Raw genomic sequence first — 23,534 nt, 5'->3', positions numbered from 1 at the left:
TTGCAGGTCGCCCGGCACCAGGGGCCTCGTTATCGCGGTGCCGCCGAACCGTCTCCGAAGATCCACGTCCCGGCGGCCCCTTCGGTTGCCGCTCCCGGCGATCGTGAGGAAACCGTGTCCTTCTCGCGTCTTCCCTACGCCCCCTTGCGGCGCGGCGCGCGGGCGGTCATTCGCCGCCGCCCTCCAGCACCTGCTGCATGAGGGTGCCGGAGATGTCGGCGGCCTCGGCGGAGGCGCCCTGGCCGTAGGAGTCGAGGAACACGGCGACCGCGACGGCGGGCTCGCCGTCCTCGTTCATGGCCCAGCCGTGGAACCAGCCGTGGTCGGGGAGGCGGTTCTCGCTGGAGTCGGAGTGCTCGGCGGTGCCGGTCTTGCCGCCGACGGTGTAGCCGTCGATCTGCGCGTTCGAGCCGGTGCCGTCCTCGACGACGGCCTCCATGAGCTTGCGCAGCTCCTCGGCGGTGTCGCCGTCGATCGCGCGCCCGGCCGAGTCCTCGTCGCCGTTCTCGACCGTGTCGCCCTGCGAGTCGGTGAGCCGGTCGATGAGCTGGGGCTGCATCCGCTCGCCGTCGTTGGCGATGGTGCCGGCGATGATCGCGTTCTGGAGGACGGTCTCGCGGACCTCCTGCTGGCCGATGCACGCCTGGGCGCGGAAGGCGTCCTCGGAGATGTCGCCGGTCTGCGAGGCGAGGGTCTCCAGCGGGGTCGCGAACGCCTCGCCGAACCCGAACTGCTCGGCCATGCTCGTGATGTCGTCGGCCGAGAGCTCCTCGACGCACAGGCGCGCGAAGGTCGTGTTGCACGACAGGCGGAACGCGTCCTCGAGGGTCATCTCCTGGTCCGGGCACTGGTCGGACGAGTTGGTGATGACGTGGTCGGTGTTCGGCGGGTCGTACTCGTTCCCGGCCGGCACCATCGTGCCGGCGTCCGCGCCGGTGGCCTCGATGTAGGCGGCGGCGACGATGGTCTTGAACGTGGACCCGGGCGGGTACCACTCCTGGCCGGTGCGGTCGAGGGCCGGGTTGTCCTCGTCCTCGTTGACCGCCGTCCACGCCGCGGTCGCGGTGTCGCCGTCGTTCGAGGACACCTCGGTCGGGTTCCAGCCCGGGTAGGACGCCTGCGCGAGGATGCGCCCGGTCTGCGGGTCGATGACGACCGCGCCGCCCTTGACGCCGGCGTCGGCGAGCGCGTCGTACGCGGTCCGCTGGAGGTCGGCGTCGAGCGTGGTGACGACGTTCCCGCCGGGCTTCTGCTCCTTGGTGACCGTGGCCCAGAAGTCGTCGAAGGCGAGCAGCGAGCTGGAGCCGTCGAGGATCGAGTCCTCGGCGGCCTCCAGGCGGCTGGAGCCGTAGTTGAAGGAGTTGAAGCCGGTGATGTTCCCGAAGTAGTCGCCCTCGGGGTAGTTGCGCTGGTACTTGTACGTCTGCCCGCCGCTCGGCAGCGACTCGGCGATGACGACGTCCCCGGCGAGGATCTGCCCGCGCGGCACCGAGTACTCGGCGATGAGGGTGCGGGCGTCGAGCTGGCCCTGGTAGTCCTCGTGGTCGAAGAAGCCGACCCAGGTGGACTGGGCGATGAGGGCGCCCAGCAGGATCAGCGCGAGCATGCCGGTGCGGCGCAGTGCCGGGTTCATCGGTCGCCCTCCTTCGAGTCGGTCCGGGGGTCGAACGCCGAGGGCGGCGGCGGTGGCGGGGTGTGCGGGGCCGGCCGGGTCGGCGGGCCCTGGGGCGGCCCCGGCGGCGGGCCGTACGCGGAACCGGGCGGCGGGGTCTGCGGCCGGTACGGCTGGGCGCCCGCGGGCGGCGGCGGGGAGTGCGGGCCGCCGGGCGGCGGCGAGGACGGGCCGGCGGGCGGGGACTGCGGGCCCTGGCGGGTCGGGGCGACCACGTCCTCCTCCATGGTGCCGGTGCCGGGCGCACCGCCCTGGAGGTGCCCGGGGATGATCAGCTCGGTCGGCTGGTCGCCGCCGGGGATCGGGCCGGAGTCCATGACGCCGGCGGCCTCGGCCTTCGCGGCCTCCTCGGCGGCGCGCTTGGCGGCCTGCTCGGCGAGGAACTCCGGCGGGGCCTCGGTCTTCATGAGGCCGTAGGAGGCCTGCCAGGGCTTGCGGGCGTCGTCGGAGACGCGCGCGAGGAGGCCGAGGAGCAGCCAGGAGCCGACGAGCGAGGAGCCGCCCGCGGCGAGGAACGTCGTGGTCTGGCCGGTCATCGGGATGAGGCCGGTGACGCCGCCGAACACCACGAACAGCTGGAACGCGACCAGGAACGCCAGGCCGCCGGCCATGAGCTTGCCGAACAGGTCCCGCGACATGATGCCGGTCTTGAAGCCGCGCTCGACCAGGACCGCGTACAGCAGCAGGATCGCGATGAGCCCGATGAGGCCGACCTCCTCGCCGATCGCGGCGAGGATGAAGTCGGACTCGGAGGCGGGGATGCGGTTCGGGTTGCCCGCGCCGGGGCCGTTCCCGAGCAGGCCGCCCGAGTTGAGCGCCACGAGGCCCTGCACGAGCTGGTACGAGGAGGTCACCGGGTCGTCGACGTACGCCCACGGGTCGAGCCAGATCGCCACGCGCACTTGGAGGTGCGAGAAGAACGGGTAGATCGCGACGCAGCCGCCGATGAACATCGTCAGGCCGATGAGGATCCACGAGGCGCGGCGCGTCGCCATGTACAGCATCGACAGGAAGATCGAGAACAGCAGCAGCGAGGTGCCGAGGTCGCGCTCCATGACGAGGATGACGAGGCTGGCGGCCCACACGATCACGATGGGGCCGAGGTCCTTCATGCGCGGCAGCTGGAGCCCGAGGATCTTCTTCCCGGCCACCGACAGCATGTCGCGCTTGCGCACCAGGTAGACCGCGAAGAAGATGAGCAGCATCAGCTTCGCGAACTCGCTGGGCTGCACCGAGAACGACCCGAAGCGGATCCAGTTCTTGGAGCCGCCCGACTCCGAGATCGACGCCGGCAGGAAGCCCGGCAGCGCCGCGAGCGTGATGCCCGCGAACAGGAGGATGTACGCGTAGCCGCGGAGCATCCGGTGGTTGCGCACGACGGCGAGCAGGACCGTCATGACGACGACCGCGGCCATGTAGTACATGAGCTGGCGCCCGCCCTGGCCGGCGAAGACGCCCGCGGACTCGGGCAGCGGATCGGCGTCGAGGAGCGCGGTCCGGTCGATCCGGCGGATGTAGACGATGCCGATGCCGGTGAGGAACGCGGCGATCGGCACGAACAGCGGGTCGGCGTAGGGCGCCAGGAACTTCACCGACCCCCACGCGCACATCGAGACGATGAAGATCGTCAGCGGCAGCAGGTAGGTGACGTCCGTGGTCCGCTGCGCCAGCGCCAGGTCGATCGTCAGCTGGAAGCAGAAGACACCGATCCCGCCCATGACGAGCATGACGATCTCGCGGCCGATGCGCTTGGGCATGCCCGTCAGCGGCGTGAGCGGCGTCTCGGTCGGCGCCGCCGCCCGGGCTGTCGCCGACATGGGCTGGGCCATCGGTTCCCCTCGCTCTGCTATGGCGCCCGCGCGCCGGGTTCCTCACGCGCCTGGACGCTCCCCGCGCACTCGGGGGCCGGACGCTGTGAGCGTACAACGGTGACGCTCAGTCCTCGCGGCAGTCCTTTGCGGCGGTCGGCACCGCCTCAGTGTCCGAAGCGGAGCACAGCGGGTCCAGGTTCTCGTTGGTGGAGGCCGGATCGGTCAGCTCCTCCAGCTCGGCTTCGGCGCCCTCGCGCCCGTCCACGCGGATGCCGTCGGCCAGGTCCGCCTCGACCTCGTCGGTCGCCTCGGAGGCGGGCCGGTCCGACTCGGTGTCCAGCCAGGCCGCGCGGAGCCCGGCCACCTCAAAAGGGAGGCCCCGGAAGACGCTGATGTTGCCCGCGTCGGAGACCCCGATGAAGTACTGCGTCCGCGCCCAGTAGGCGCCCGCCCCGGCCGCGAGGACCAGGACGATGAGGCACGAGAGCACGGTCCGCCACACCCGGCCGCGCCGCTTCGCCGGCTTCCCGTCCTCCGCCTGCTCGCCGCCGCCGCTCGGGCGGAGGTCGACGGTGGCCTCGTCCGCGGGCTCGCCGTCCTCCCTCACCGCGCGCAGCACGGCCGTGTCGGACTCGGCGAGGCGCTGGTCGGCGGCCGCGCCGCCGATGATCTGGCGCTGCTCGCCCGGGTCCTCCTCGACGACGTCCGCGACGAGCACGGTCACGTTGTCGGGCGCGCCCGCGTCGAGCGCCTGCTGGACCAGGGTCTGCGCGGCCTCCTGCGGCGTGGCCGAGGACTGGAGGGTGCGCGCGATGTCGGCGTCCGAGACCGGCCCGGACAGGCCGTCGGAGCACAGCAGCAGCCGGTCGCCCGGCATGCCCTTGATCGTCTGGAACGCCGGCTCGACCTCGGAGGCGCCCAGGGCCCGCAGCAGCAGCGAGCGCTGCGGGTGCCGCTCGGCCTCCTCGGCGGTGATCCGGCCCTCGTCGACGAGCATCTGCACGTACGTGTCGTCGACCGTGACCTGCTCGAACCCGCCCTCGCGCATCCGGTAGGCACGCGAGTCGCCGATGTGCACCAGGTTGAACCACTCGCCGTCGAACCACAGGGCGGTGAGCGTGGTGCCCATGCCCTCCTTCTGCGGGTCGTCGGCCACGCAGCGGCGGATCGCGCGGTTCGCGTCGGCGACGGCGTCCGCGAGCTCGTCCACGACGGAGTCCGGCGGCGGGGGCACGTCGAGTCGGGCCACGGTGTTGATGACGATGGCCGAGGCGAGGTCGCCGGCGGCCATGCCGCCCATGCCGTCGGCGACGGCGATGAAGTGGGACCCGGCGAACACCGAGTCCTGGTTCCCTTGCCTCACCACACCGCGGTCGGAGATGGCCGCGTATCGCAGGTGCAAACTCATGTATCAACCGCCGTAGCGCGGGGCACGCCCGCTGATCGATGCCGACATCGCCGCGTCACACCTCGGGCTCACGGGCGCAGCTCGAACGAGGAGCGACCGATCCGGATGGGCACCCCGAGCGGGACCGGCGTGGGTCTGGTGACTCTAGCGCGCCCCAGGTAGGTGCCGTTCGTGGAGCCCAGGTCCTCGACCATCCACTGCCCGTCGACGGGGACCACGCGCGCGTGCCGGTTCGACGCGAAGTCGTCGCGGATGACGATCGTCGAGTCCGCCGCGCGCCCGATCGAGATCGGCTGGCCCGAGAGCACGAACCGGCGCCCCTGGAGCTCGCCGGTCGTCACCACCAGCCACTGGGCGGCCTGCGCGGCCTGCGGGCGGCCGCCGCGGTTCCCCGGCGCGGGCGGCGCCGACACCGGCCCCGCGGCCGGTCCGCCGGCCGCGGCGGGGCGCCGCTGCGCCAGGAGGTCGCGGGTGATCGTCCGGGCCGCCGCGAACACGAACAGCCACAGGAGCACCAGGAACCCGAACCGGGCGACGGTCTGGACTATCTCAGGCATGGCGCGGCTCCCCAGCGGCTGAACGAACGGTCACGAACACGGTAGCCCACGGGCGCGCGCCCCAGCGGCGGAGCCGCCGAAGCCGCCCCGTCATCCGACCGCTACACGCAAGGGCCCGTAGAAGAAAGGCCGCGCACACGACGGCGCGGCCGCGGCGGCGAGCCATGAACGAAGCCCCGGCCCTCGCGGGTCGGGGCGCGCCGAGGACGCCGGTGGACTACCCGGCCTGGAGGGTGAGCGACGTGGTGCCGATCTGGATCACGTCACCGGGCTGCATCGAGACGGTGGTGACCCGCTGGCCGTTGACCAGGGTCCCGTTCGTGGAGCCGAGGTCGGTGACCGACACCTGGCGGCCGTCGAAGTCGATGCGCACGTGGCGGCGGGAGATCCCGACGTCGGGGAGGCGGATCTGCGCCTGCTCGCCGCGGCCGATCACGGTGGCGCCGTGGGCGACCGAGAACTGGCGGCCGTCGGCGGTCACCAGCACCGGGCCGGTGGGGGCCTGCGGGTGCGCGGGACCGTAGCCGCCGCCGGACACCGGCTGGTCGACGCCCTCGTTCAGGGCCGCGACCTCGGCCGTCACGCGGAACATGCCCGTGTCCAGGCCCTCGCCGCGCTCGATCTCGACGATGACGTCGCCGTAGACCGTCCAGCCGTTCTCGCCGATGAACTCCGCCTGCGACTGCGCCAGCTCCTGGGCGAGCGCCGCGGCGTACGGCGCCAGCCGGTCGTGGTCCGGCGGCGAGAGGTCGATGACGTATCGGTTCGGCACCAGCACGCGGCCTCCGGCGAGGACCGCCTTGTGGGTCTCCGCCTCGCGCTGCATGGCGCTGGCGATCTCGACCGGGTGCACAACGCCCTTGAACATCTTGTTGAAGGTGCCCTCGAACAGGCCCTCCAGTTGTTTTTCCAAGCGTTGCAGAACGCTCACCGGTTCTCCCCTCCTCGTCATGCGTCGCAGGGACGCGCTACGCGTCGACTTCCGATGGTATCGGCTGCGTTCACACGGCGGCGAGGGGTTGAGACGCAACCGCCTGCCGAGTCCCTTTCATATCGTCTGATCGGGTGAGCCCGGTGTCGGCCGGTAGTACCGAATGTCGGGTTGGACAGGCGGGCCCAGGTGGCGGCGCCGCGCCGAGGCGCGTATGGTGACGCGGGTGACAGATCGCGACTTCAGCTCATTCGTCCGGGACGTGCGCAAACGCGCGCACGTCTCGTTCCGCGAGCTCTCCGACTCCGCCGGGGTCTCGAACCCCTACCTCCAGGGCGAGCGCGGCGTGCGCCGCCCCAGCGGCGCCGTCCTCCGCCAGCTGGCGCTGGCGCTGCGGATGACCACCCCGATCATGTACCTCCGGGCCGGCATGGGCGGCGACGAGGGTTCCGCGACGCCCCTGGCGATCGCCACCGACCGGGACCTCACCCCGCGCCAGAAGCAGACCCTGACCGAGATGTACGAGGCGTTCTGCGACCAGAACGAGCGCAGCACCGCCGCCAAGTAGCCGGCTCCGGGCGCCGGTGGGGCGCCCGGACACCCGCGAAGCCGTTGCGGCCCTTCAGATCACATCGAACCGTCGGACCCCCCGGGCATCCTTGCGACCGGGGGCGGCACCGAACCCGACCGGCCCTCGCGTTCAGCGCCAGTCGCGCAGCGCCTCCAGCAGCGCGTCGTTCTCCTCGGGCAGGCCCACGGTCACCCGCACCCCGTCGCCCGCGAAGGGCCGCACCAGGATCCCGCGCGCCTCGCAGTGCGCCGCGAACTCGACCGCCCGCTCCCCCAGGGGAAGCCAGCAGAAGTTCGCCTGCGTCTCCGGCACGTCCGGCACGATCTCCCTGGCGCCCATGACGACCCGCTTGCGCTCCGAGGTCACCAGCGCCACCCGCCGCCGCATCTCGTCCTCGGCCGCGAGCGCCGCGAGCGCCGCCGCCTGCGCGGGCCCGTTGACCGCGAAGGGGATCACGCACCGGCGCACCGCGTCCGCCACGTCGGCGCGCGCGAGCATGTAGCCGACGCGCAGGCCCGCGAGGCCCCACGCCTTCGAGAAGGTCCGGAACACGACCGCGTTCGGCCGGTCCCCGTACCGCTCGACGCCGTCCGGCAGCGACGGGTCGGTCACGAACTCCCGGTACGCCTCGTCGATCACGACGAGCACCGACTCGGGCACCGCGCCGAAGACCCGGTCGAGCTCCTCGGCCGTCACGGCCGGGCCGGTCGGGTTGTTGGGGCTGCACACGATGACCGCGCGCGTGTCGGGCCCGACGGCCGCGATCATCGCGTCGACGTCGTGCCGGTGGTCGGCGGTGTTGGGGACCTGCACCGACCTGAGTCCGGCGACGGTGGCGGCGATCGGGTACGCCTCGAAGGACCGCCACGAGTACACGACCTCCCCGCCGGGGACCGCGATCGCCTGGAGGAGGTGGCCGATGAGGGCCACCGACCCGGTGCCGGTGGCGATCCGGTCGGCGTCGACGCCGAGGCGCGCGGCGAGCTCCTCGCGCAGCCGCACCACGCCCATGTCGGGGTAGCGGTGGACGTTCGCGGCGGCGTCGGCGATCGCCTCGGGCACGCCGGGCAGCGGCCCGTACGGCACCTCGTTGCTGGAGAGCTTGAGCGCCTGGGGCAGCGCCTTGCCGGGGACGTAGCGGGGGATCGCGGCGAGGTCTTCGCGGATCGGCTCGTTCGTCATGGTGTGGGCTCCTTCTGGGGTCCCGCCTCCACGACGGCCGTTCCCGGCGACTTGTCGTGGAGGCACTGGCGGAAGGGTTGGTCTCGGATGCACCATATCCCGTCCATGATCCAGAGGATCGCGCCGAAGGGGAAGCACAGGAGCGGCAGCGCCGCGTACGACCAGCGCAGCAGCAGCCGGCCCCAGCCGAGGCCGGCGGGGGCGAGCGAGACGACCTTGATGCCCATGAGGCGCTTGCCGAGGGTCTGCCCGGAGTTCAGGGTCGCGGGGACCTCGTACGCGAACCAGAGGCCGAGGGAGATGAGGAGGACGACCCACCACTGGTCGGAGGCGCGGGCGGGCAGCTGCACGTCGTTCGGGTCGTCGGCGGCGGCCATCTCGAGCATGTACGGCCAGACCGTCTGCATGAACTGGTAGATGAAGTAGCCGTTGACGACCGCGTTCAGCAGGACGAGGGCGACGGTGTCGACGATGCGGGCCACGAACCGCTGCCCGGGGTGGGCGAGGACGCGGCCTTCGAGGATGCGGTCGACGTCGCGGCCGGAGATCCAGCCGACGGTGACGCCGAGGGAGCGGATGGGGAGGGTCCCGGGCGGCTGGACCGCGCCGGGGGTCCGCTGGATCACCTTGGGGGGCGGGCCGGCGCCGAAGCGGGGGTCCGGCGGGAGCTCCTGGACGTTCGCGTCCACAGTAGAGGCGGGGAGGGGCTCCGGTGCGGGGTCGAGCGGCTCGGGCTCGGCGGGGGGCTCGGCCCCCGCGGGGATCGGCTTCCCGACCCAGGCGGAGCCGTCCCAGTAGCGCTGGGTGGACGGGTCGGCGGGGTCGGCGTACCAGCCGGGTTCGATCGTGGTCATCGAGGCCCATTCTTGCAGCCGCGGCCGACGGTTCCCAGTCAGTTCGGACACAGGCGCCGGGAGCGGGCCGCGGGCGGGCGGAACCCCTTGGCGGGCAGACGACACGGCCCAGTCGGTCAATCGCCTCGACTGGGCCGCTCGAACTAGCTGCACTTCCGACCGAGTTACCAAGCGTGAAGTCTTTTCTAGCGGCGTCCTGCTCCTAGGTGCTGGACCCGCTGCGCCTCCCGACGGCTCAGGTCGCACGTGGGTGCTCGGCGGCGGTGCACGAATCCTTCCGATCTCTGGGGACCATGTCCCCGGGAAGTCCGTCCGGATCCGTAACTCATTTCTACTCGTCTACTGACGGGTAGTAAACCCCTAACCCCAAAAAATCCGAACGGAGTTCTCGAATCGCGTGAGCGCCCCTCCGGTTCCCCTGATTCGGCACACGCCCGGTGAGGTTTGGGTTACCTTGCGGGGCATCGGCGCCGCGTGCGCACGATCCGAGGAGGGGCACCATGACGACCTACCCGCCGGTCCCCGGGCCGCCCGAACCGGAGCGCCCGGACGACGAGGACCGCCCCTGGAGCCCGAACACCGACAGCTCGCCCGCGGGCGAACCGGAGAACGCGCCCTTCACCGGCAACGAGGACGGCCCCGCGACGACCCCGGCGGACTTCGCCGAGCCGCGGGAGACGCCCGGCGCGCCGCCCGAGGGCAACCCGGACGGGTTCGCCGACACCGGCGAGGGCGCGCCGCGCTCGGTGTCGGAGTCGCCGGGCCGGCCGCCGAAGGACTTCGGGACGCCGAGCCCGGACATCCCCGGGGGCGTCCCGCCCGGGCCGCCGCCCGCCGGCGCCGGGTACAGCCCGTACGCGGCCGCGCCGCCGCCTCCGCCCCCGCCGCCCTACAACGGCGACGGCCCGCTCTACGCCCAGCAGGAGCGCAACGGCCTCGGCAAGGCCGCGCTCGTCCTCGGCATCATCGCGGTCGCGCTGTCGTTCGTGCCGGGGCTCAACGCGTTCAGCTGGCCGCTCGGCGTCCTCGCGATCATCTTCGGCGCGATCGGCTGGTCGCGCGCGAACAAGGGCCAGGCGACGAACAGGAACGCGGCGATCGCCGGGCTCGTGCTCGGCATCGTCTCGTTCTTCACGTTCTGCCTGATCTACGTGCTCATCGGCGCGGGCACCGCCACGTACGACATGTACTGACGCGCAAGGAGAGGGGCCCGGCGGACCGCCGGGCCCCTCCTCGCGTCTCAGACCTGGAGCCAGGCGCCGCGGCGCATGACCGAGACCAGGTTCAGGTCGTCGTCGAGGACGACGGCGTCGGCGTACTTCCCCGACTCGATCGCGCCGACCTCGCGCAGGCCGAGCAGCTCGGCCGGGGTCGCGGAGGCCATCTGCGAGGCGGCCTCGACGCTCTGCCCGGCCAGGCGCACCGCGTTGCGGACCGCGTCGAGCATGGTGATCGTGGAACCGGCGATGACGTCGGTGCCCGCCACGGTGGCGACGCCGTCCTCGACCTCGACCTCGTGGCGGCCGAGCACGTAGTGCCCGTCCGAGAGCCCGGCGGCGTCCATCGCGTCGGAGACCAGGAGCGTCCACGCCGGCAGCGAGAGGTCGAACGCGAAGCGCATCGTGCCCGGGTGCAGGTGCACCGGGTCGGCCACGACCTCGGAGAAGATCCGCTCGTCGTTCAGGAGCGCGGGGATGGGCCCGGGGTCGCGGTGGTTGAAGGCGCGCATGGCGTTGAACAGGTGCGTGGCGGCCTGGGCGCCCGCGTCGATCCCGGCGACGGTCTCCTCGTAGGAGGCGTTCGTGTGCCCGATCGAGGGGACGACGCCCTGCCCGTCGAGGAACTCGATCGCCTCCAGGGCGCCGTCGAGCTCGGGCGCGACCGTGACCATCTTGACGGCGCTGGTGCCGTCCGCGAGCCGCCCGGCCTCGATGAGCTCGGTCAGCTCGCCGACGTCGGGGTCGCGCAGGACCTCGACGGCGTGCGCGCCGCACTTGGCGGCCGAGATGTAGGGCCCCTCGAAGTGCACCCCGGCGATGACGCCCTCGGCGGCGAGCGGCGCGAGGGCCTTCGTCGCGTCGAGCAGGAACCGGTGCGGCGAGGACACGAGCGAGGCGACGACGGTGGTCGTCCCGCGGGAGGCGTGGAAGGCCGCGGCCGCGCGGGCCGAGTCCGCGTCGCCGTTGGCGAGCGAGAACCCGCCGCCGCCGTGGCAGTGGACGTCGACGAACCCGGGCAGGACCCACCCGGTGGGCTCGCCGTCCCGCTCCAGGACCCCTTCGAAGCGGTCGCCGTCGACGCTCAGGGTCCCGTTGACCACGCCGTCGGGGGTGACGATCCGGCCCACGGCCGGCAGCATGACGCCGTCCACCGGCGCTCCTTCCAATCGGTCCGGCGTGTGTCGGCCCACCCCGGTGCGGCACAATGATCGTGAGCGCGCGAGCACCGCATGAGCACGGCCCGAGCGCCCCAGAGCATACTTCGAACACTATCGTGCAGACGGCGGCGGCCCGCCGCCGTCCCGATCCCGACTTGCGAACGACGAGGAGCGCCGTGGACCGCTACGCCCGGTGGAACACCCTGCTGGAGATCCTCGCAGAGACCGGACGCATCACCGTGGAGGAGGCCGCCGAGCGGCTCGGCGTCTCGCAGGCGACGATCCGGCGCGACTTCGACCAGCTCTCGCAGCAGCAGATGATCACCCGCACCCGCGGCGGCGCGGTCGCCGGCGGCATCTCGTACGACCTCCCGCTGCGCTACAAGACCGCCCGCCACGTCGAGGAGAAGCACCGCATCGGCACCGCCGCCGCGGGGCTCGTCAGCCCCGGCCAGGTCATCGCCCTGAACGGCGGCACCACGATCACCGAGGTCGCCCGCGCCCTCGCCACCCGCACCGACCTCGTCGCGACCCCCGGCTCGACCGGGCTCACGATCGTCACGAACGCGCTCAACATCGCCAACGAGCTCATCGTGCGGCCCCACTTGAAGGTGGTGGTCGTCGGCGGCGTGGTGCGGCCGCAGTCCTACGAGCTCATCGGCCCGCTCGCGGCCCCGATCCTGCGCGAGATCACCCTCGACATCGCGTTCCTCGGCGTCGACGCCATCGACCACAAGCTCGGCGCCACCAGCCACCACGAGGGCGAGGCGGCGATCAACGCGCTCATGGCCGCCCGCGCGCGCAAGGTCGTCGTCATCGCCGACGGCTCCAAGATCGGCGGCCACGCCTTCGCGCGCATCTGCCCCACCGACCGCGTCCACACCCTCGTCACCGACGGCAACGCCCCCGCCGACCAGCTGCGCGGCTTCGAGGAGGCCGGCATCCGCGTCATCGTCGTATAAGGGGCACCGTCGTTTAGAAGCACCGTCGTGTGGGGGCACTGCGTTTCAAAGCATTGCCGTTTAGGGGCACCGCAGTCAGCAGCCGCCGCCTCGGACCGCCCGCGGACGGCGCACGGGGCCGCCCCGGAGGACGGCCCCGCACTCGATGCGCCGCTACCGGTTCGCGGAGGCCGCGTCCGGCAGGGTCGGTTCGAACAGGCCGGTGCCGTCGTCGACAGCGCCGTTCGGGGAGTCGAAGGGCCGCATCTCGGCCGTGGCGTCCTCGGGCTCCAGCGCCTCCCGGGGCCGGCCGAGGCGGTCGAGGCCGAAGGACACGAAGAGGCCGAGCAGCAGCAGGCCGGCGGCGGCCGCGCCGGTCCACTCGCCGTACACGTCCTGGTCGAGGCTGTTCCACACCAGCGCGAGCGCCCACACCGCGACCGCGGCGAGCACGGTGCCGAGGACGCCGCCGCGCCGGCCCCACGGGCTGGTGCCCGCGAGGAAGACCACGATGAACACCAGCGGGGTCAGCACCAGGCTCGCGTCCGCGTTCACCGCGAACACCGCGGACAGCTCCGGTTCCAGGTCGCCGCCGAACACCAGCGGCAGGAACCCGGCAAGGGCACTGAGGAGCAGCGCCAGGAACGTCCCGCCCAGGAGGACGGCGACCGAGCCGGCCTCGCGGTCGCCGGTGCCGTCGGCCGCGCCCTTCACCTTGCTGAACCGCTCGCGCACGCCCGGCGCCAGCCCGATGAGCCCGCCGATCGCGGAGAGCACGGCCGCGCCGAGGAGCAGCCACAGGTTCCCCGGGTTCGTCCAGGCGCCGGGCTCGCCGGACCCGAGCGCGCCCGCGAGCTCGTCGAGCGCCGCGTACGAGCCGCCCATGACCACGAGCGAGGCCAGGCCCGCGAGCCACGGCGGAATCCGCAGGACCACGGTGAGCACCGTGAACAGGACCGCGACGGCCGCCGCGGCCCCGGCCGTGTAGGCCAGGCCCACCAGCGGGTCCGGCCCGACGAACAGCGACGGGCTCATGAGGACCAGGACCGGCATGGCCGGGACGGCCAGGTTCACCGCGCCGAGGCGCAGCGTCAGGCCGAACGCGGCCGCGACGAGGATCAGGGAGGCGAGGCCCGCGAAGTGCGGGCCGAGCGCGTCCATGGACAGGCCGCCGCCGAAGACCTCCTCGCGGCGCTGGTAGACCAGGAACAGGGCGTTCAGGGTCAGCAGCAGGAGGATGCCCTCCCAGACGAACTGGAAGCCGACGCGGTCGCGCGCGGGCGCGGCCGCCTCGGCGTAGCCGACGGTCGTCGCGGGCCGGCCCGCGAACGGGTCGACCGGCCGGGCGTCGTCGACGCCGCTCCCGAAGGGATGGCCGGCGCCGGGGGCGGCCGCGAAGTCGAGGTGCTGGGTCTGGTCCAGGGCCTGGTCGTCGCGGTCCGGGGGTACGTACGTCATGGTCTCTGTCCTCTATGGGGTGTCGAGGGCGGTCGGTCAGCGGCCGTGGCGGCGGTCGGTGTCGAAGCGGGTCCCGTACCCGTCCCGCAGGTCGTCGAACACCCCGGAGGCCCCGAACGGGTCGGCGGGCTGCTGCGGGACGCCGCCGGTGCGGATGCTCCCCGAGTTCGTCGTCCACGGGTCGCCGCCGGCGCCGAGGTCGGCGAGGTCCTCGTCGTAGCGCTCGTAGGCGCCGGTGTCGCGGCGGTCGCGCGGGTCCTCCTCGCGCAGGTCCTCGACCGACCCGGCGCGGGAGGCCGAGGCGGCCTCGACCTCGTCGACCTGGTTCATGGCCTCCACGAGGCGGGTCACGAGGAAGCCGGCGACGATGGCGCTCAACGCGATCCAGCTCGGGTCGAAGCTCCAGCCGCGCGCCTCCGCGAGCCACATCAGGCCGAGCACGAGGGCCGCGGCGAACACGGTGCCGCACACGCCGCCGCGGCGGCCGAGGAGGCTCGTCCCGCCCAGGAGCGCCGCGCCGAGCGCGAGCACCGTGAGCAGGATCGGGTCCGGGAGGCCCGCGGCGCCCGCGTCCGGGACCGCGGTCCAGGCGGTGACGACGCCGGCGGCGCCGGACAGGCACGAGGAGAGCAGCACGCCGAGGAACACCAGTCCCCCGCGGCCGTGCCGCTCGCCGGCCGCGGTCTCGCGGATCGGGGCGAGGCGCGCGCGGACGCCCGCGAACGCGCCGACCAGGCCGAGGAACAGCGAGACGCCCGCCGCGCCGGCGAGCGCGGCGAGGACGCCGGTGCCCGGCAGCGCGGACAGCGCGAACGCGCCCGGGTCGCCGGCGGTCCCGGCCCACAGGCCGATCGCGCCGCCGACGGCGCCGCTCGCCGCCCATCCGGGGGCGCGCAGCCACGCGGTGAGCGTGGCGAGGACGATGCCGGTGAACGCGGCGGCGCCGAGGCCGACGGCGAGCGCCATGACCGAGCCGGAGCCCGAGGCGTCGGCGAACATCCAGGCCGCGAGGAGCGCGATCGGGCCGACGGCGAGGTTGACGGCGCCGACGCGCAGCGACACGGCCATCGCGCAGGTCAGCATGACCGCCGGGGCGAGCGCGGCGGCGAAGGCGCTCCAGCCGCCCTCGCCGAAGGGCCCGCCGGAGGACTGGGTGAGGGCGAACAGGACGCCGCCGCCGAGGAGCAGCAGGCCGATCTCCCAGACCACGTGCACCGCCATGCGGTCGGCGGGGGTCTCGTCGTCGCCCGTCGCGACGGTCTTCATCTGCGAGGTCGAGTCGCGGTCTTGCGATGGGGAGTCGAATTTCATGGGGCGCACCTCTAAACGCGCGAGATATGGGGGATGTCGGGGGATGGGTCCAGCGCTGCGGGGTCGGTTCAGGGTCGGTCGGGGCGGTCGCGGCCGTCGCGGTCCTGCGGGGGGATGCGGCAGGAGTGCTCGAGCCAGACCGCGGCCGCGGTGAGCACGGCGCAGGCGGCGGTGCCGAGCACCGCCGCGGGAAGGTCGTCGGCGGCGGCGGTCAGGCGCCCGGCCTGGACCGCGAGCCACACGGTGAAGCCGAGGTACGCGCCGAAGAACGCGGCACCGGCGATGGAGGCGGCCTTGCCGAGGACGGCGAGGCGGGCGATCTGGAGCGCGTGCTCCGGGCCGTCGAGCCGTCCGGGGGCGGGCGACGGGTCGCGCCCGTCGATCGCGGCCGCCTGGAGGCGGCGCCTGCTGGGGCGCAGCGCCTTCCGGGTGGTCCAGGCCAGCCAGGCGAGGAGCGCGGCGAGGGCGAGGACGACCACGGAGTTGTACCAGGCGAGGTCGGGGGCGTGCTGGTAGTAGCGGGCGACGAAAAGCAGCGTGAACGCGGCCCCGACGAGTGCCGCCACCGCGAGGGTGGACGGCGCAGTCGGTCGAAGGCTCGGCGTCGGACCGTGCTTCCCGTCACTCATGATGTCTTGACCATATCGGGTGGAGGCGGCGGAGCGCGCGCGCGTCCGCCGCGACGGTCTCGTCGCGGAGCAGGTCCCGCACCCGGCCCTTGCCGGGCAGCTCCGCGTCTCGGTCGACGGCGAACCACGGGACCAGCACGAACGCCCGCAGATGGGCGAGCGGGTGGGGCAGGAGGAGGCGGGGCTCGTCGGAGCGGACGGGGCCGTGCTCGTCCCACACGGCGATCAGGTCGACGTCGAGCGTGCGCGGCCCGTAGGGGCGCTCGGGGTCGCGGACGCGGCCGGACTCGGCCTCGAGGCGCTGGCCGAGGGCGAGCCAGTCGTGCGGGGAGCGCGCGGGGTCGTCGGCGATCACCGCGATGTTGTAGTAGGCGGGCTGCTCGTCGTCCCCGCCCCACGGCGCGGTCTCGTACACGTCGGACACCGCCTCGGGGCCGACGGCGCGGACGGCGGCGAGGAGCGCGGCCTCGCGGTCGCCGAGGTTGGAGCCCATGCTGAAGACGACCCTGCTCACGGTGCACTCCGCTCGATGGTGACGGCGACGTCGGTGAACCGCTGGGCGATCGGCGCCTGTGGCTTGTGGACGGTCACTCGCGCGGAGCGGACGCCGTCGAGCGCGAGGCAGGCGGCGGCGAGGCGCTCGGCGAGGGTCTCGATGAGGTCGACGGGCTCGCCCGCGACGATGGCGGCGAGGGTGTCGGCGAGGGCGCCGTAGTCGACGGTGTCCTTGAGGTCGTCGCTGGCGGCGGCCTTGGCGGTGGAGGTGCGGAGGGCGACGTCGACGATGAAGTCCTGCCCGGTGTCCCGCTCGAAGTCGAAGACGCCGTGGCGTCCGTGGACGCGCAGTCCGGTCAGGGTGATCAGGTCGTCGGTATCCACGCGCCCGAGCCTACTCGAAGGGCCGGCGGCGTCGAGGAAGGACGATCTCAGGGGGTCTCGGCGGCCGGGGCCGCGGCCTCCACGGCTGCTTCGACAGCGGCTTCGACAGCGGCTTCGATCGGGGTCTCGGCGGGGGCGCGCGGCCCGGGGACGGCGGCCGCGGCGGCCCGCTCGGCGCGGCGGGCGTCGGCGCGCGAGCGCACGAAGTACCACGTGGCGACGGCGAGGACCGCGCCGGCGACGAGGATCGGCAGGAGCCGCAGGTTCGCGTCGAACCAGTGCAGGAGTTCGCGGTACTCGGCGTCGGGGTCGAACAGGAGCACGGCGGCGATCGCGGCGGCGACGCCCGCGCCGGTGAACAGGCCCGAGCGCCACCACAGGCCGAGGCTGAAGCGCCGGGCGAGGACGCCGGCGGCGTCGAAGATGCGCTTGGCCCGCAGCGCCCGGATCGTCCCGAGCAGGTAGGCCAGGCGCAGGACCTGCGCGCCGCCCGCGGCGAGGACGAGGCTGGCGAGGGTCAGCGCGCACACCATGAGCATCCACTTGTGGCGCCACAGCCATGCGCGCTTGTGCTCGGCCGCGAGCAGGAGCACCACCGACTCGAACCACAGGACCGCGCCGGCCGCCCACCCGATCGCCTTGCCCGCGAAGGCGAGGTCGCCGTCGGTCCAGACGGTGAGGAACACGGCGGGGATCGAGGCGCACACCGCGGCGATGACCGGGATCCGCAGCTTGAACTGGAGGAACCGGGCGACGACGGTGAGCTTGTCCGGGCGCGAAGGGGGGTGCGTGCTCACCCTTCCAATTTACGCGCCGGGTGCGCGGAGACGGGTGTCAGCCCAGCTCGCTGCACGTATCGTGAACGCATGCGCACGCCCGTGTCCTGGACCCGATCGCAGGCCGGCCGCCTCTCTCCGGAGCGGCGGCGGGCGGACCTGGAGCGGCTCGGGCGCGAGGAGTTCGACGTGCTCGTCGTCGGCGGCGGCGCGACCGGCGCGGGGGCGGCCGTCGACGCCGCCTCGCGGGGGCTGAAGACCGCGCTCGTCGAGGCCCGCGACCTGGCGTCCGGGACCTCCTCGCGCTCCAGCAAGCTCGTCCACGGCGGCCTGCGCTACCTCGAGCAGCTCGAGCTCGGCCTCGTCCACGAGGCGCTCACCGAGCGCGGCCTCCTCGCCGGGAGCCTGGCCCCGCACCTGGTGCGGCCGGTGCCGTTCCTGCTGCCGCTCAAGGGGGTCTGGGAGCGGGCGTACTACGGCGCGGGCGTCGCCGCCTACGATGTGCTCGCCAGCGCGCTCGGCCCCGGCCGCGGCCGCGGGGGCCTGCCGTGGCACCGGCACCTGTCCCGGGCCGGCGCGCTCCGGGCCTTCCCCGACCTCGACCCGCGCGTCCGCGGCGCGATCCGCTACTACGACGCGCAGGTGGACGACGCCCGCCTGGTGGTGTCGCTGGCGCGCACCGCCGCCTCGCTCGGCGCGACCGTGGTGACCTCGGCGCAGGCGGTGGGCTTCGGCCGCGAGCGGGGCCGCCTCTCGGGCGTGGAGGTCCTCGACGTCGAGGCGGGCGTGAAGCGGTTCGTCAAGGCGCGCACGGTCGTCTGCGCGGCCGGGGTGTGGAGCGACGAGCTGGCGCGGATGCTCCCGGAGCGGTCGGGCATGGCGGTGAAGGCGTCGAAGGGCGTGCACCTGGTGCTGCCGGGGTCGGCGATCCGGGGCTCGGCGGGGATCATCTCCCGCACGAAGTGGAGCGTCCTGTTCATCATCCCGTGGGACCGGCACTGGCTGGTGGGCACCACGGACACCGCGTGGGACCTCGACCCGGCCCACCCGGCGGCGTCGGCGAGCGACGTCGCGTACCTGCTCCAGCAGGCGAGCGACGTCCTCGGCAAGCGCCTCGACGTGTCCGAGGTCGAGGGCGTCTACGCGGGGCTGCGCCCGCTGCTGCGCGGCGAGACCGAGGAGACCTCGAAGCTCAGCCGCGAGCACGCCGTGGTCGAGCCCGAGCCGGGCCTGTTCTTCGTGGCGGGCGGCAAGCTCACGACCTACCGGATCATGGCGCGGGACGCGGTCGACGCCGCCGCCGCGCGGCTCGGCCCCGACGTCCCGGCCAGCGGCACGCACCTCCTCCCCCTCCTCGGGGCCGACGGCTTCGACGTCTACTGGAGCGCGCGGGCCCGCATGGCGAAGCGCGCCAAGGTGTCCGTCGAGGTCGTGGAGCACCTGCTGCGCCGCTACGGGAACCTCGCGTCGCAGCTCCTCCAGATGGTCGCCGAGCAGCCGCAGCTCGCCCGCCCGGTCGCCGACAGCGACTACCTGCGCGCGGAGATCGTGTACGCCGCGCGGTACGAGGGCGCGCTGCACCTGGACGACCTGCTCACCCGCCGCCTGCGCCTGTCCATCGAGAGCTTCGACCGCGGCACCCGCGCCGCGATGGACGCCGCGGCCCTCGCCGGCGCCGTCCTCGGCTGGGAGGAGCCCCGCCGGGCCCTCGAAGTCGAGACGTACCTGCACCGCGTCGACGCCGAGCGCCGCTCCCAGCAGCAGCCCGACGACGACGCGGCCGAGACCGCCAGGCTCGCCGCGGTCGAGCTGCGCCGCCTCGCCCGCGCCCGACCGATCGGCTAGACTCGGCATCCGTCGCCCCAGTAGCTCAGGGGATAGAGCGTCGGTTTCCTAAACCGTGCGTCGCAGGTTCGAATCCTGCCTGGGGCACTCCTGCCACCGCAGACACCAGCCGAAACGGCCCTGACCAGGGACTTCCCGGTCATGGGCCGTTCGTGTTCTCTCAGGTCCGGTCGGGCTGGGTCCGGCTCTGGGCGGCCGATTCCGGCCCGCCGGTCAGATTTGGGTCAGATTTCCTCCGCGTCCCGCCCGCCGGTCTTCGCAGCGCCGGCGAGTGCTCTTGCGCTCGTTCCGTAGAATTCGCGGCGGCGTCGCCACCGAGATCGAGGAGGCCCGATGCCCAAGGCAGCCGCCATCCAGCCCAATGAGTGGGCGACCGTCTACGACACCTTCGAACCGTTCGAGATCGGGGCGCTCAACCGGGTCGTGCTCGACTACGCGCACGTGGAGCTGGCGCTCGCGAACCGCTGGTACCGGCGCACGGCGCTGGGGAAGGCCGTGGCCGGGCTCGGTTTCGGCTTCGCGATCTTCTCCCTGTGCGCGGCGGTGGCGCTGGGCATCCTCATGCTCACCGGCGCCGTCGACAACGAAGCGCTGCTCCCGGTGGCGTGGGCGGGCGCCGGCCTGTCCGCCTGCGCGGTCCTCGGCTTCTTCGTGCCGTGGCTGCTGACGCCGTACCGGCAGTGGGACCGGACCCTGAACGGCATCACGGTGATGATCGTCGTGATCGCGACCCTGTCCCTCGGGGCGGCCCTGTTCCGCACCTGGGAGTCCGCCCCGAACGCGGTGCTGGCCGCGCCGTTCCTCCTGTTGACGGCGTTCGCGGTCGGCACCATCGTCGTCCACGTCCGGTTCCGGGTCACCGAGAAGCCCCCGACGGTGGACGTCGCCTCCTTGTCGCCGAGCGACATCGAAGTCCTCCGGAAGGTCCGGCGGCGGGCGCTGAAGATCCTGCGGTCCCGGAACGTCGTGGCGTACAAGGACTTCGCCGGCTACGACGCATCCTCCTTCGACACCGCGTCCGACGGCGTCCCCTCCGACGCGACCGGCGGCCAGGCCTGATGCCCGGTAGATCATTCAGCGGTCGGCGCATGGAGTCGCGAGTCGGCGCCTTCCTCGGCCCCGAACAGACGGCGGTCCTCGTTCGCCGCATGCGCATCGTCGGCACCTGCCTCGGGGTCGCCCTCATCGCGGTGTCCGTGGTCCTCGGAACCATGGACGGCGGATTCGAGTGGACCGCGTATCACGGATCGAGCTTCCGCAGCAGCAGCGGCACCGGGCTCTCCTACGAGGGCACCGGCGTCATCGTCGGGCTCATCTTCCTGACGTGGCCCTACGCCATCGGCTACGCGTTCCGGGTGGGCGCGGGTGACCTGCTGTACCTCGACGGCACCGAGCTGACCGTGGTCAGGCCCGGTCGGCGCGCGCCCGCAGTCCTCGACCTCTCCCGGGTCCGTTCGGAAGTGCGCCTGGAGCAGGTCCGCGGTTCACAGCCGGGCAGCGCCGAGGCGCGCGAGCAGACCGGCAGCTACCGGCCGGTCCTGGTGCTGCTCTCCGCGACCGGTGACCGCGAAGCCGTCATCGAACTCGCCGACCACCGCAGCCGCGCCATGCGCCTCTCCGATGAGACCCGGGCGCTCGAGGCCGCCATGCGCTTCGGCGCCGATCCCGCGATCCAGCACGCCGCGGGCCAGCTCCGCACCCTGCTCCGCTGGACGAGGCTCCCGGTCATCCACGACGCCGCCCCCGACGCGATCCCGGCGAGCCCGCCTGATGCCGCATCCGCGCCGATCGCCCGGACCCCCGTGGTCAGCGGGGTCGAAGGACCGGAGATCGACATCGTCGGACCGGGTCGCGATTGAGCCCTCGGGCCCGCGGCGGCGTGCTCCGGCGTGATCCGGTGGCCGCCGCAGCCGGTCCGCTCCTTCCGGTCGGGCCGATCAGGTGCGGCGCGCCATGACCTGCCGGACCTGATCGACCTGCGCCCGCACGTAGTCCTGGAGCTGCGCGTCGTCCCGTTTGTGGGCGTTGCGACTCAGGATCTCCAGGTGCTCCAGGGCGCTTTCGGCATCGCCGAGCCGGCGGTAGCACTCGACGAGCAGCTTACGGTTCGCGTCGGCCGTCGAGGGCTCCTCGAGGCTGTCGCGTTCCCGCTGCTCGTCGAGGAAGTCCGCGTCGATCTCCGCGGCGTCGACCGCATCGTCGAGGCGATCGGCCGCGACGTAGCCCTGGGCGAGCCAGTGCCAGTGCATGGTCGGCACGCCGCTGGGGCGCTCCACGGCGATCAGCTCCTCCAGGGCGGGGACGGCCGCTGCCGCCCGGCCGTCGGCGAGGAGTCCGCGGGCCTGCGCATAGCCGTAGCCCGCCCGCACGACACGCGGTGTGTCCGAAGGGAACCCGGCGATCCTCCGGTCGACCTCCCGGCGGTACGCGGCCGTGGTGCCCGCCCTGGCGTGGGCCGTCTCCAGGAGGGAGAGCGCGCGGACCGCCTGGGCCGGCCAGTCCGCGTCCAACGCGGCGTCGCGCATCGTCGCCGCCAGCGCGATGACCTGCTCCGGCGGGTCCTCCCGCCGCACCGCCCTGCCCACCCGCCGGTTCGCGACGAGGGCGACGACGTAGGGGTCGCCGGACTCGGCGGCGGCCTCGGCGGCACGGGCCAGGGCGAGGTCGATCTCCTCCGAGTCCACCACTCCGGTCATGACGTTGGCGAACGCGAACTCCGCCAGTGCGATCGCCCTCTGGTCGGGCAGTCTGCGCAGCAGGTCGCGCATCTGGGTGACCAGCGGCGCCGCGTCGTCGACCCTCCCGTTGTCGGCCATCCAGACCGTCAGGTCGCACATGCAGAGCGCGAAGCGAACCCACTCCTCCTCGGCCTGGTACCGCTCGGCGGCTTCGTGCAGCGCGGGCCCCTGGTCCGGTCCGCCGTGCAGCAGCGCCCGCAGATGCGCATGGCGGGCGGCCAGGTGCGCGGGCGGCCGCCCGAGTGCCAGGAGGTGGTCGCGGGCCGCGGTGCGCTGCTCGCGCTCGAAGTGCCGTTCGGCCTGGGACAGCAGCTCCTCGGCCGGCAGACCGGCCGGGATGCCCGCGGTGAGCCGGTAGCTCGCGGCGCTCATCCGGACCTGCGCGACCGGTCGCGCGGCGAGGCGGGCGCGGATCCGGTCGCCTTGGGCGGTGGTGCCGTTGCGCGCGTCGAACTGCGCCGCCAGATCGAGCGCGATGCCGCGCATCCGCTCCAGCATCTGCGCGGCGTCGGCGTACTCGTCCTCGCCCTGCTTCGCCCAGGCGACGGGCTCGTCGCCGCGGCCGGCGTCGACCATCCGCCGCATCAGCACCGCCACCGCGGCGGCGAAGTCCATCTTCCCGGTGGGCCGGTTCAGGGTCGCGAAGCCCCACATCATCCTGCTGAACGTCTCGAGGCCCGCGTCGAGGTTCCCGGTGAGCGCGCAGAACTCGATGAGCCTGCCGCTGTACTCGTAGCGGTAGACGTCGCGGGTGATGCCGCGGCGGGCGAGCCGGAACGCCCGCCGGGCCTCGGCGTGCAGGCCCAGCCGCACCAGGGGGAGGAGCATGTCGATCTGCACCGGCACCGGAGGCTCGGCGAAGGTCCGCGCGCCGGCCAGCACCGCGGAGGCCAGCTCGTACGCCGCCGCGTCGTCGCCGCGGTCGGTGAGCCGGGCGACCTGCAAGCTGAAGTCCCACATGCTGTCCGGGTCCGGTCCGCCCGCGGCGGTCCACTGCCGGAAGTAATGCTCCTCCTGCTCCCAGACCGCGGCGATGTGCGCCACGGAGCGGCGGAGCGCGAACACCTCCCGGAGGTCCCCGCCCGCCGCCTTGTAGCGCTGTTCGACGTCGTCGAGCGCGGTGGAGATCTGGGGCAGGCCGATGGCCGGGAACTCGGCCATCGACCGGATGATCCAGCAGTACCAGGAGCGCAGTTCCGCCTCTTCGCGCGGATCGAATTCACGCGTGCGGGCGTCGTGTTCGGCGAGGCAGCGGGCGAACAGGGGGAAGGCCCGGTCCCATTGCCGCCCCACGCAGTACGCGTCCGCCAGCGCCCGCCGGGCGACGAAGGCGAGCGAGGCGAAGCCTCCGGCCTCGGCACCGCTGACCACGTCCTCAAGCTGCGCCTGCTGTATCTCGAAGTCCTCCACCGACTGCGCGGACTCCAGCGCCGCCCAGAGCTCCGCTTCACGATGCCTCATGCGTCTCCTCCCGACGACCGACGTCGCCTCCAATGTGGAAGCCACAGCGATCGAGCTCCGCCGCGCCCCGCGGATCAGCCTAGGAGGTGCGTTCCACCGGCACCCTTCACCACCGACGACCGACCAGTCCGCC

General features: G+C 73.3%; 21 protein-coding genes and 1 tRNA gene. 7 read left to right on the top strand and 15 right to left on the bottom strand.

The window, feature by feature from the left end:
* Positions 1-166: 166 nt before the first annotated feature.
* The 5 genes from EIW28_RS21610 to EIW28_RS21590 form a co-directional block, all read right to left on the bottom strand.
* Positions 167-1,633: a penicillin-binding transpeptidase domain-containing protein gene (locus EIW28_RS21610; RefSeq protein ID WP_125249795.1), complete on the bottom strand. Its 1,467-nt coding sequence runs from the start codon at positions 1,631-1,633 to the stop codon at positions 167-169.
* Positions 1,630-3,489 (bottom strand): FtsW/RodA/SpoVE family cell cycle protein, encoded by a 1,860-nt coding sequence (locus EIW28_RS21605; RefSeq protein ID WP_158630494.1) that lies wholly within the window; start codon positions 3,487-3,489, stop codon positions 1,630-1,632. Before EIW28_RS21605 ends, EIW28_RS21610 begins: the two co-directional genes overlap by 4 nt.
* Before the next feature lie 118 nt (positions 3,490-3,607).
* Positions 3,608-4,891 (bottom strand): PP2C family protein-serine/threonine phosphatase, encoded by a 1,284-nt coding sequence (locus EIW28_RS21600; protein WP_125249793.1) that lies wholly within the window; start codon positions 4,889-4,891, stop codon positions 3,608-3,610.
* Between the two features lie 68 nt (positions 4,892-4,959).
* Positions 4,960-5,448 (bottom strand): FHA domain-containing protein FhaB/FipA, encoded by a 489-nt coding sequence (locus EIW28_RS21595; protein WP_125249792.1) that lies wholly within the window; start codon positions 5,446-5,448, stop codon positions 4,960-4,962.
* A gap of 217 nt (positions 5,449-5,665) precedes the next feature.
* Positions 5,666-6,400, bottom strand: coding sequence for an FhaA domain-containing protein (locus EIW28_RS21590; RefSeq protein ID WP_125249791.1), 735 nt, complete (start codon positions 6,398-6,400; stop codon positions 5,666-5,668).
* Between the two features lie 205 nt (positions 6,401-6,605).
* Here EIW28_RS21590 and EIW28_RS21585 point away from each other — a divergent pair, with 205 nt between their 5' ends.
* A complete protein-coding gene (locus EIW28_RS21585; RefSeq protein ID WP_197717413.1) occupies positions 6,606-6,947 on the top strand; it encodes a helix-turn-helix domain-containing protein in 342 nt (113 codons plus the stop codon).
* Positions 6,948-7,079: 132 nt separating this feature from the next.
* Here the strand turns inward: EIW28_RS21585 and hisC are convergent, their stop codons facing one another.
* Positions 7,080-8,132: a histidinol-phosphate transaminase gene (gene hisC / locus EIW28_RS21580; protein WP_125249789.1), complete on the bottom strand. Its 1,053-nt coding sequence runs from the start codon at positions 8,130-8,132 to the stop codon at positions 7,080-7,082.
* Positions 8,129-8,986, bottom strand: a complete 858-nt coding sequence (locus EIW28_RS21575; protein WP_125249931.1) for an RDD family protein — start codon at positions 8,984-8,986, stop codon at positions 8,129-8,131. The genes hisC and EIW28_RS21575 overlap by 4 nt, the downstream gene beginning before the upstream one ends.
* Positions 8,987-9,486: 500 nt before the next feature.
* Between EIW28_RS21575 and EIW28_RS21570 the strand changes: the two genes are divergently transcribed.
* A complete protein-coding gene (locus EIW28_RS21570) occupies positions 9,487-10,179 on the top strand; it encodes a DUF4190 domain-containing protein (protein WP_125249788.1) in 693 nt (230 codons plus the stop codon).
* Positions 10,180-10,226: 47 nt separating this feature from the next.
* On the opposite strand, the gene nagA is transcribed toward EIW28_RS21570, so the two are convergent.
* Complete coding sequence (nagA, locus tag EIW28_RS21565; RefSeq protein ID WP_125249930.1) at positions 10,227-11,345, bottom strand: N-acetylglucosamine-6-phosphate deacetylase; 1,119 nt, start codon at positions 11,343-11,345, stop codon at positions 10,227-10,229.
* Between the two features lie 194 nt (positions 11,346-11,539).
* Between nagA and EIW28_RS21560 the strand changes: the two genes are divergently transcribed.
* Complete coding sequence (locus tag EIW28_RS21560; protein WP_125249787.1) at positions 11,540-12,325, top strand: DeoR/GlpR family DNA-binding transcription regulator; 786 nt, start codon at positions 11,540-11,542, stop codon at positions 12,323-12,325.
* 153 nt (positions 12,326-12,478) lie between these two features.
* Here EIW28_RS21560 and EIW28_RS21555 read toward each other — a convergent pair whose 3' ends face one another.
* The 6 genes from EIW28_RS21555 to EIW28_RS25240 form a co-directional block, all read right to left on the bottom strand.
* Positions 12,479-13,762, bottom strand: a complete 1,284-nt coding sequence (locus EIW28_RS21555; protein ID WP_125249786.1) for a hypothetical protein — start codon at positions 13,760-13,762, stop codon at positions 12,479-12,481.
* A 36-nt stretch (positions 13,763-13,798) separates the two neighbouring features.
* Positions 13,799-15,073 carry a hypothetical protein gene (locus tag EIW28_RS21550; RefSeq protein ID WP_125249785.1) on the bottom strand — a complete coding sequence of 425 codons (1,275 nt, stop codon included), beginning with the start codon at positions 15,071-15,073 and terminating at the stop codon, positions 13,799-13,801.
* A gap of 68 nt (positions 15,074-15,141) precedes the next feature.
* Positions 15,142-15,639, bottom strand: a complete 498-nt coding sequence (locus EIW28_RS21545; RefSeq protein ID WP_158630493.1) for a DUF3180 domain-containing protein — start codon at positions 15,637-15,639, stop codon at positions 15,142-15,144.
* Positions 15,640-15,694: 55 nt separating this feature from the next.
* Entirely contained in the window at positions 15,695-16,216 is a 522-nt protein-coding gene (gene folK / locus EIW28_RS21540; RefSeq protein WP_125249783.1) for a 2-amino-4-hydroxy-6-hydroxymethyldihydropteridine diphosphokinase, read from the bottom strand.
* Positions 16,213-16,581, bottom strand: coding sequence for a dihydroneopterin aldolase (gene folB / locus EIW28_RS25245; RefSeq protein WP_232014112.1), 369 nt, complete (start codon positions 16,579-16,581; stop codon positions 16,213-16,215). The genes folK and folB overlap by 4 nt, the downstream gene beginning before the upstream one ends.
* Positions 16,582-16,628: 47 nt before the next feature.
* Complete coding sequence (locus EIW28_RS25240; protein WP_232014109.1) at positions 16,629-17,378, bottom strand: hypothetical protein; 750 nt, start codon at positions 17,376-17,378, stop codon at positions 16,629-16,631.
* A 69-nt stretch (positions 17,379-17,447) separates the two neighbouring features.
* Here EIW28_RS25240 and EIW28_RS21530 point away from each other — a divergent pair, with 69 nt between their 5' ends.
* The 4 genes from EIW28_RS21530 to EIW28_RS21515 all read left to right on the top strand — a co-directional run bounded on the left by EIW28_RS21530 (position 17,448) and on the right by EIW28_RS21515 (position 21,061).
* Positions 17,448-19,202 (top strand): glycerol-3-phosphate dehydrogenase/oxidase, encoded by a 1,755-nt coding sequence (locus EIW28_RS21530; protein ID WP_125249782.1) that lies wholly within the window; start codon positions 17,448-17,450, stop codon positions 19,200-19,202.
* A 14-nt stretch (positions 19,203-19,216) separates the two neighbouring features.
* A tRNA-Arg gene (locus EIW28_RS21525) sits at positions 19,217-19,289 on the top strand.
* A gap of 246 nt (positions 19,290-19,535) precedes the next feature.
* Positions 19,536-20,261, top strand: a complete 726-nt coding sequence (locus tag EIW28_RS21520) for a hypothetical protein (protein ID WP_125249781.1) — start codon at positions 19,536-19,538, stop codon at positions 20,259-20,261.
* 29 nt (positions 20,262-20,290) lie between these two features.
* Complete coding sequence (locus EIW28_RS21515; RefSeq protein ID WP_125249780.1) at positions 20,291-21,061, top strand: hypothetical protein; 771 nt, start codon at positions 20,291-20,293, stop codon at positions 21,059-21,061.
* Positions 21,062-21,139: 78 nt separating this feature from the next.
* On the opposite strand, the gene EIW28_RS21510 is transcribed toward EIW28_RS21515, so the two are convergent.
* Positions 21,140-23,401, bottom strand: a complete 2,262-nt coding sequence (locus tag EIW28_RS21510) for a hypothetical protein (RefSeq protein WP_125249779.1) — start codon at positions 23,399-23,401, stop codon at positions 21,140-21,142.
* Positions 23,402-23,534: the final 133 nt, after the last annotated feature.

Origin of the sequence: Glycomyces terrestris (assembly GCF_003933745.1) — a bacterium.
Classification (GTDB): Bacteria; Actinomycetota; Actinomycetes; order Mycobacteriales; family Micromonosporaceae; genus Glycomyces; species Glycomyces terrestris.
Note: the sequence above shows the minus strand (reverse complement) of the source record. Positions and strands in the feature narration are given on the sequence as shown.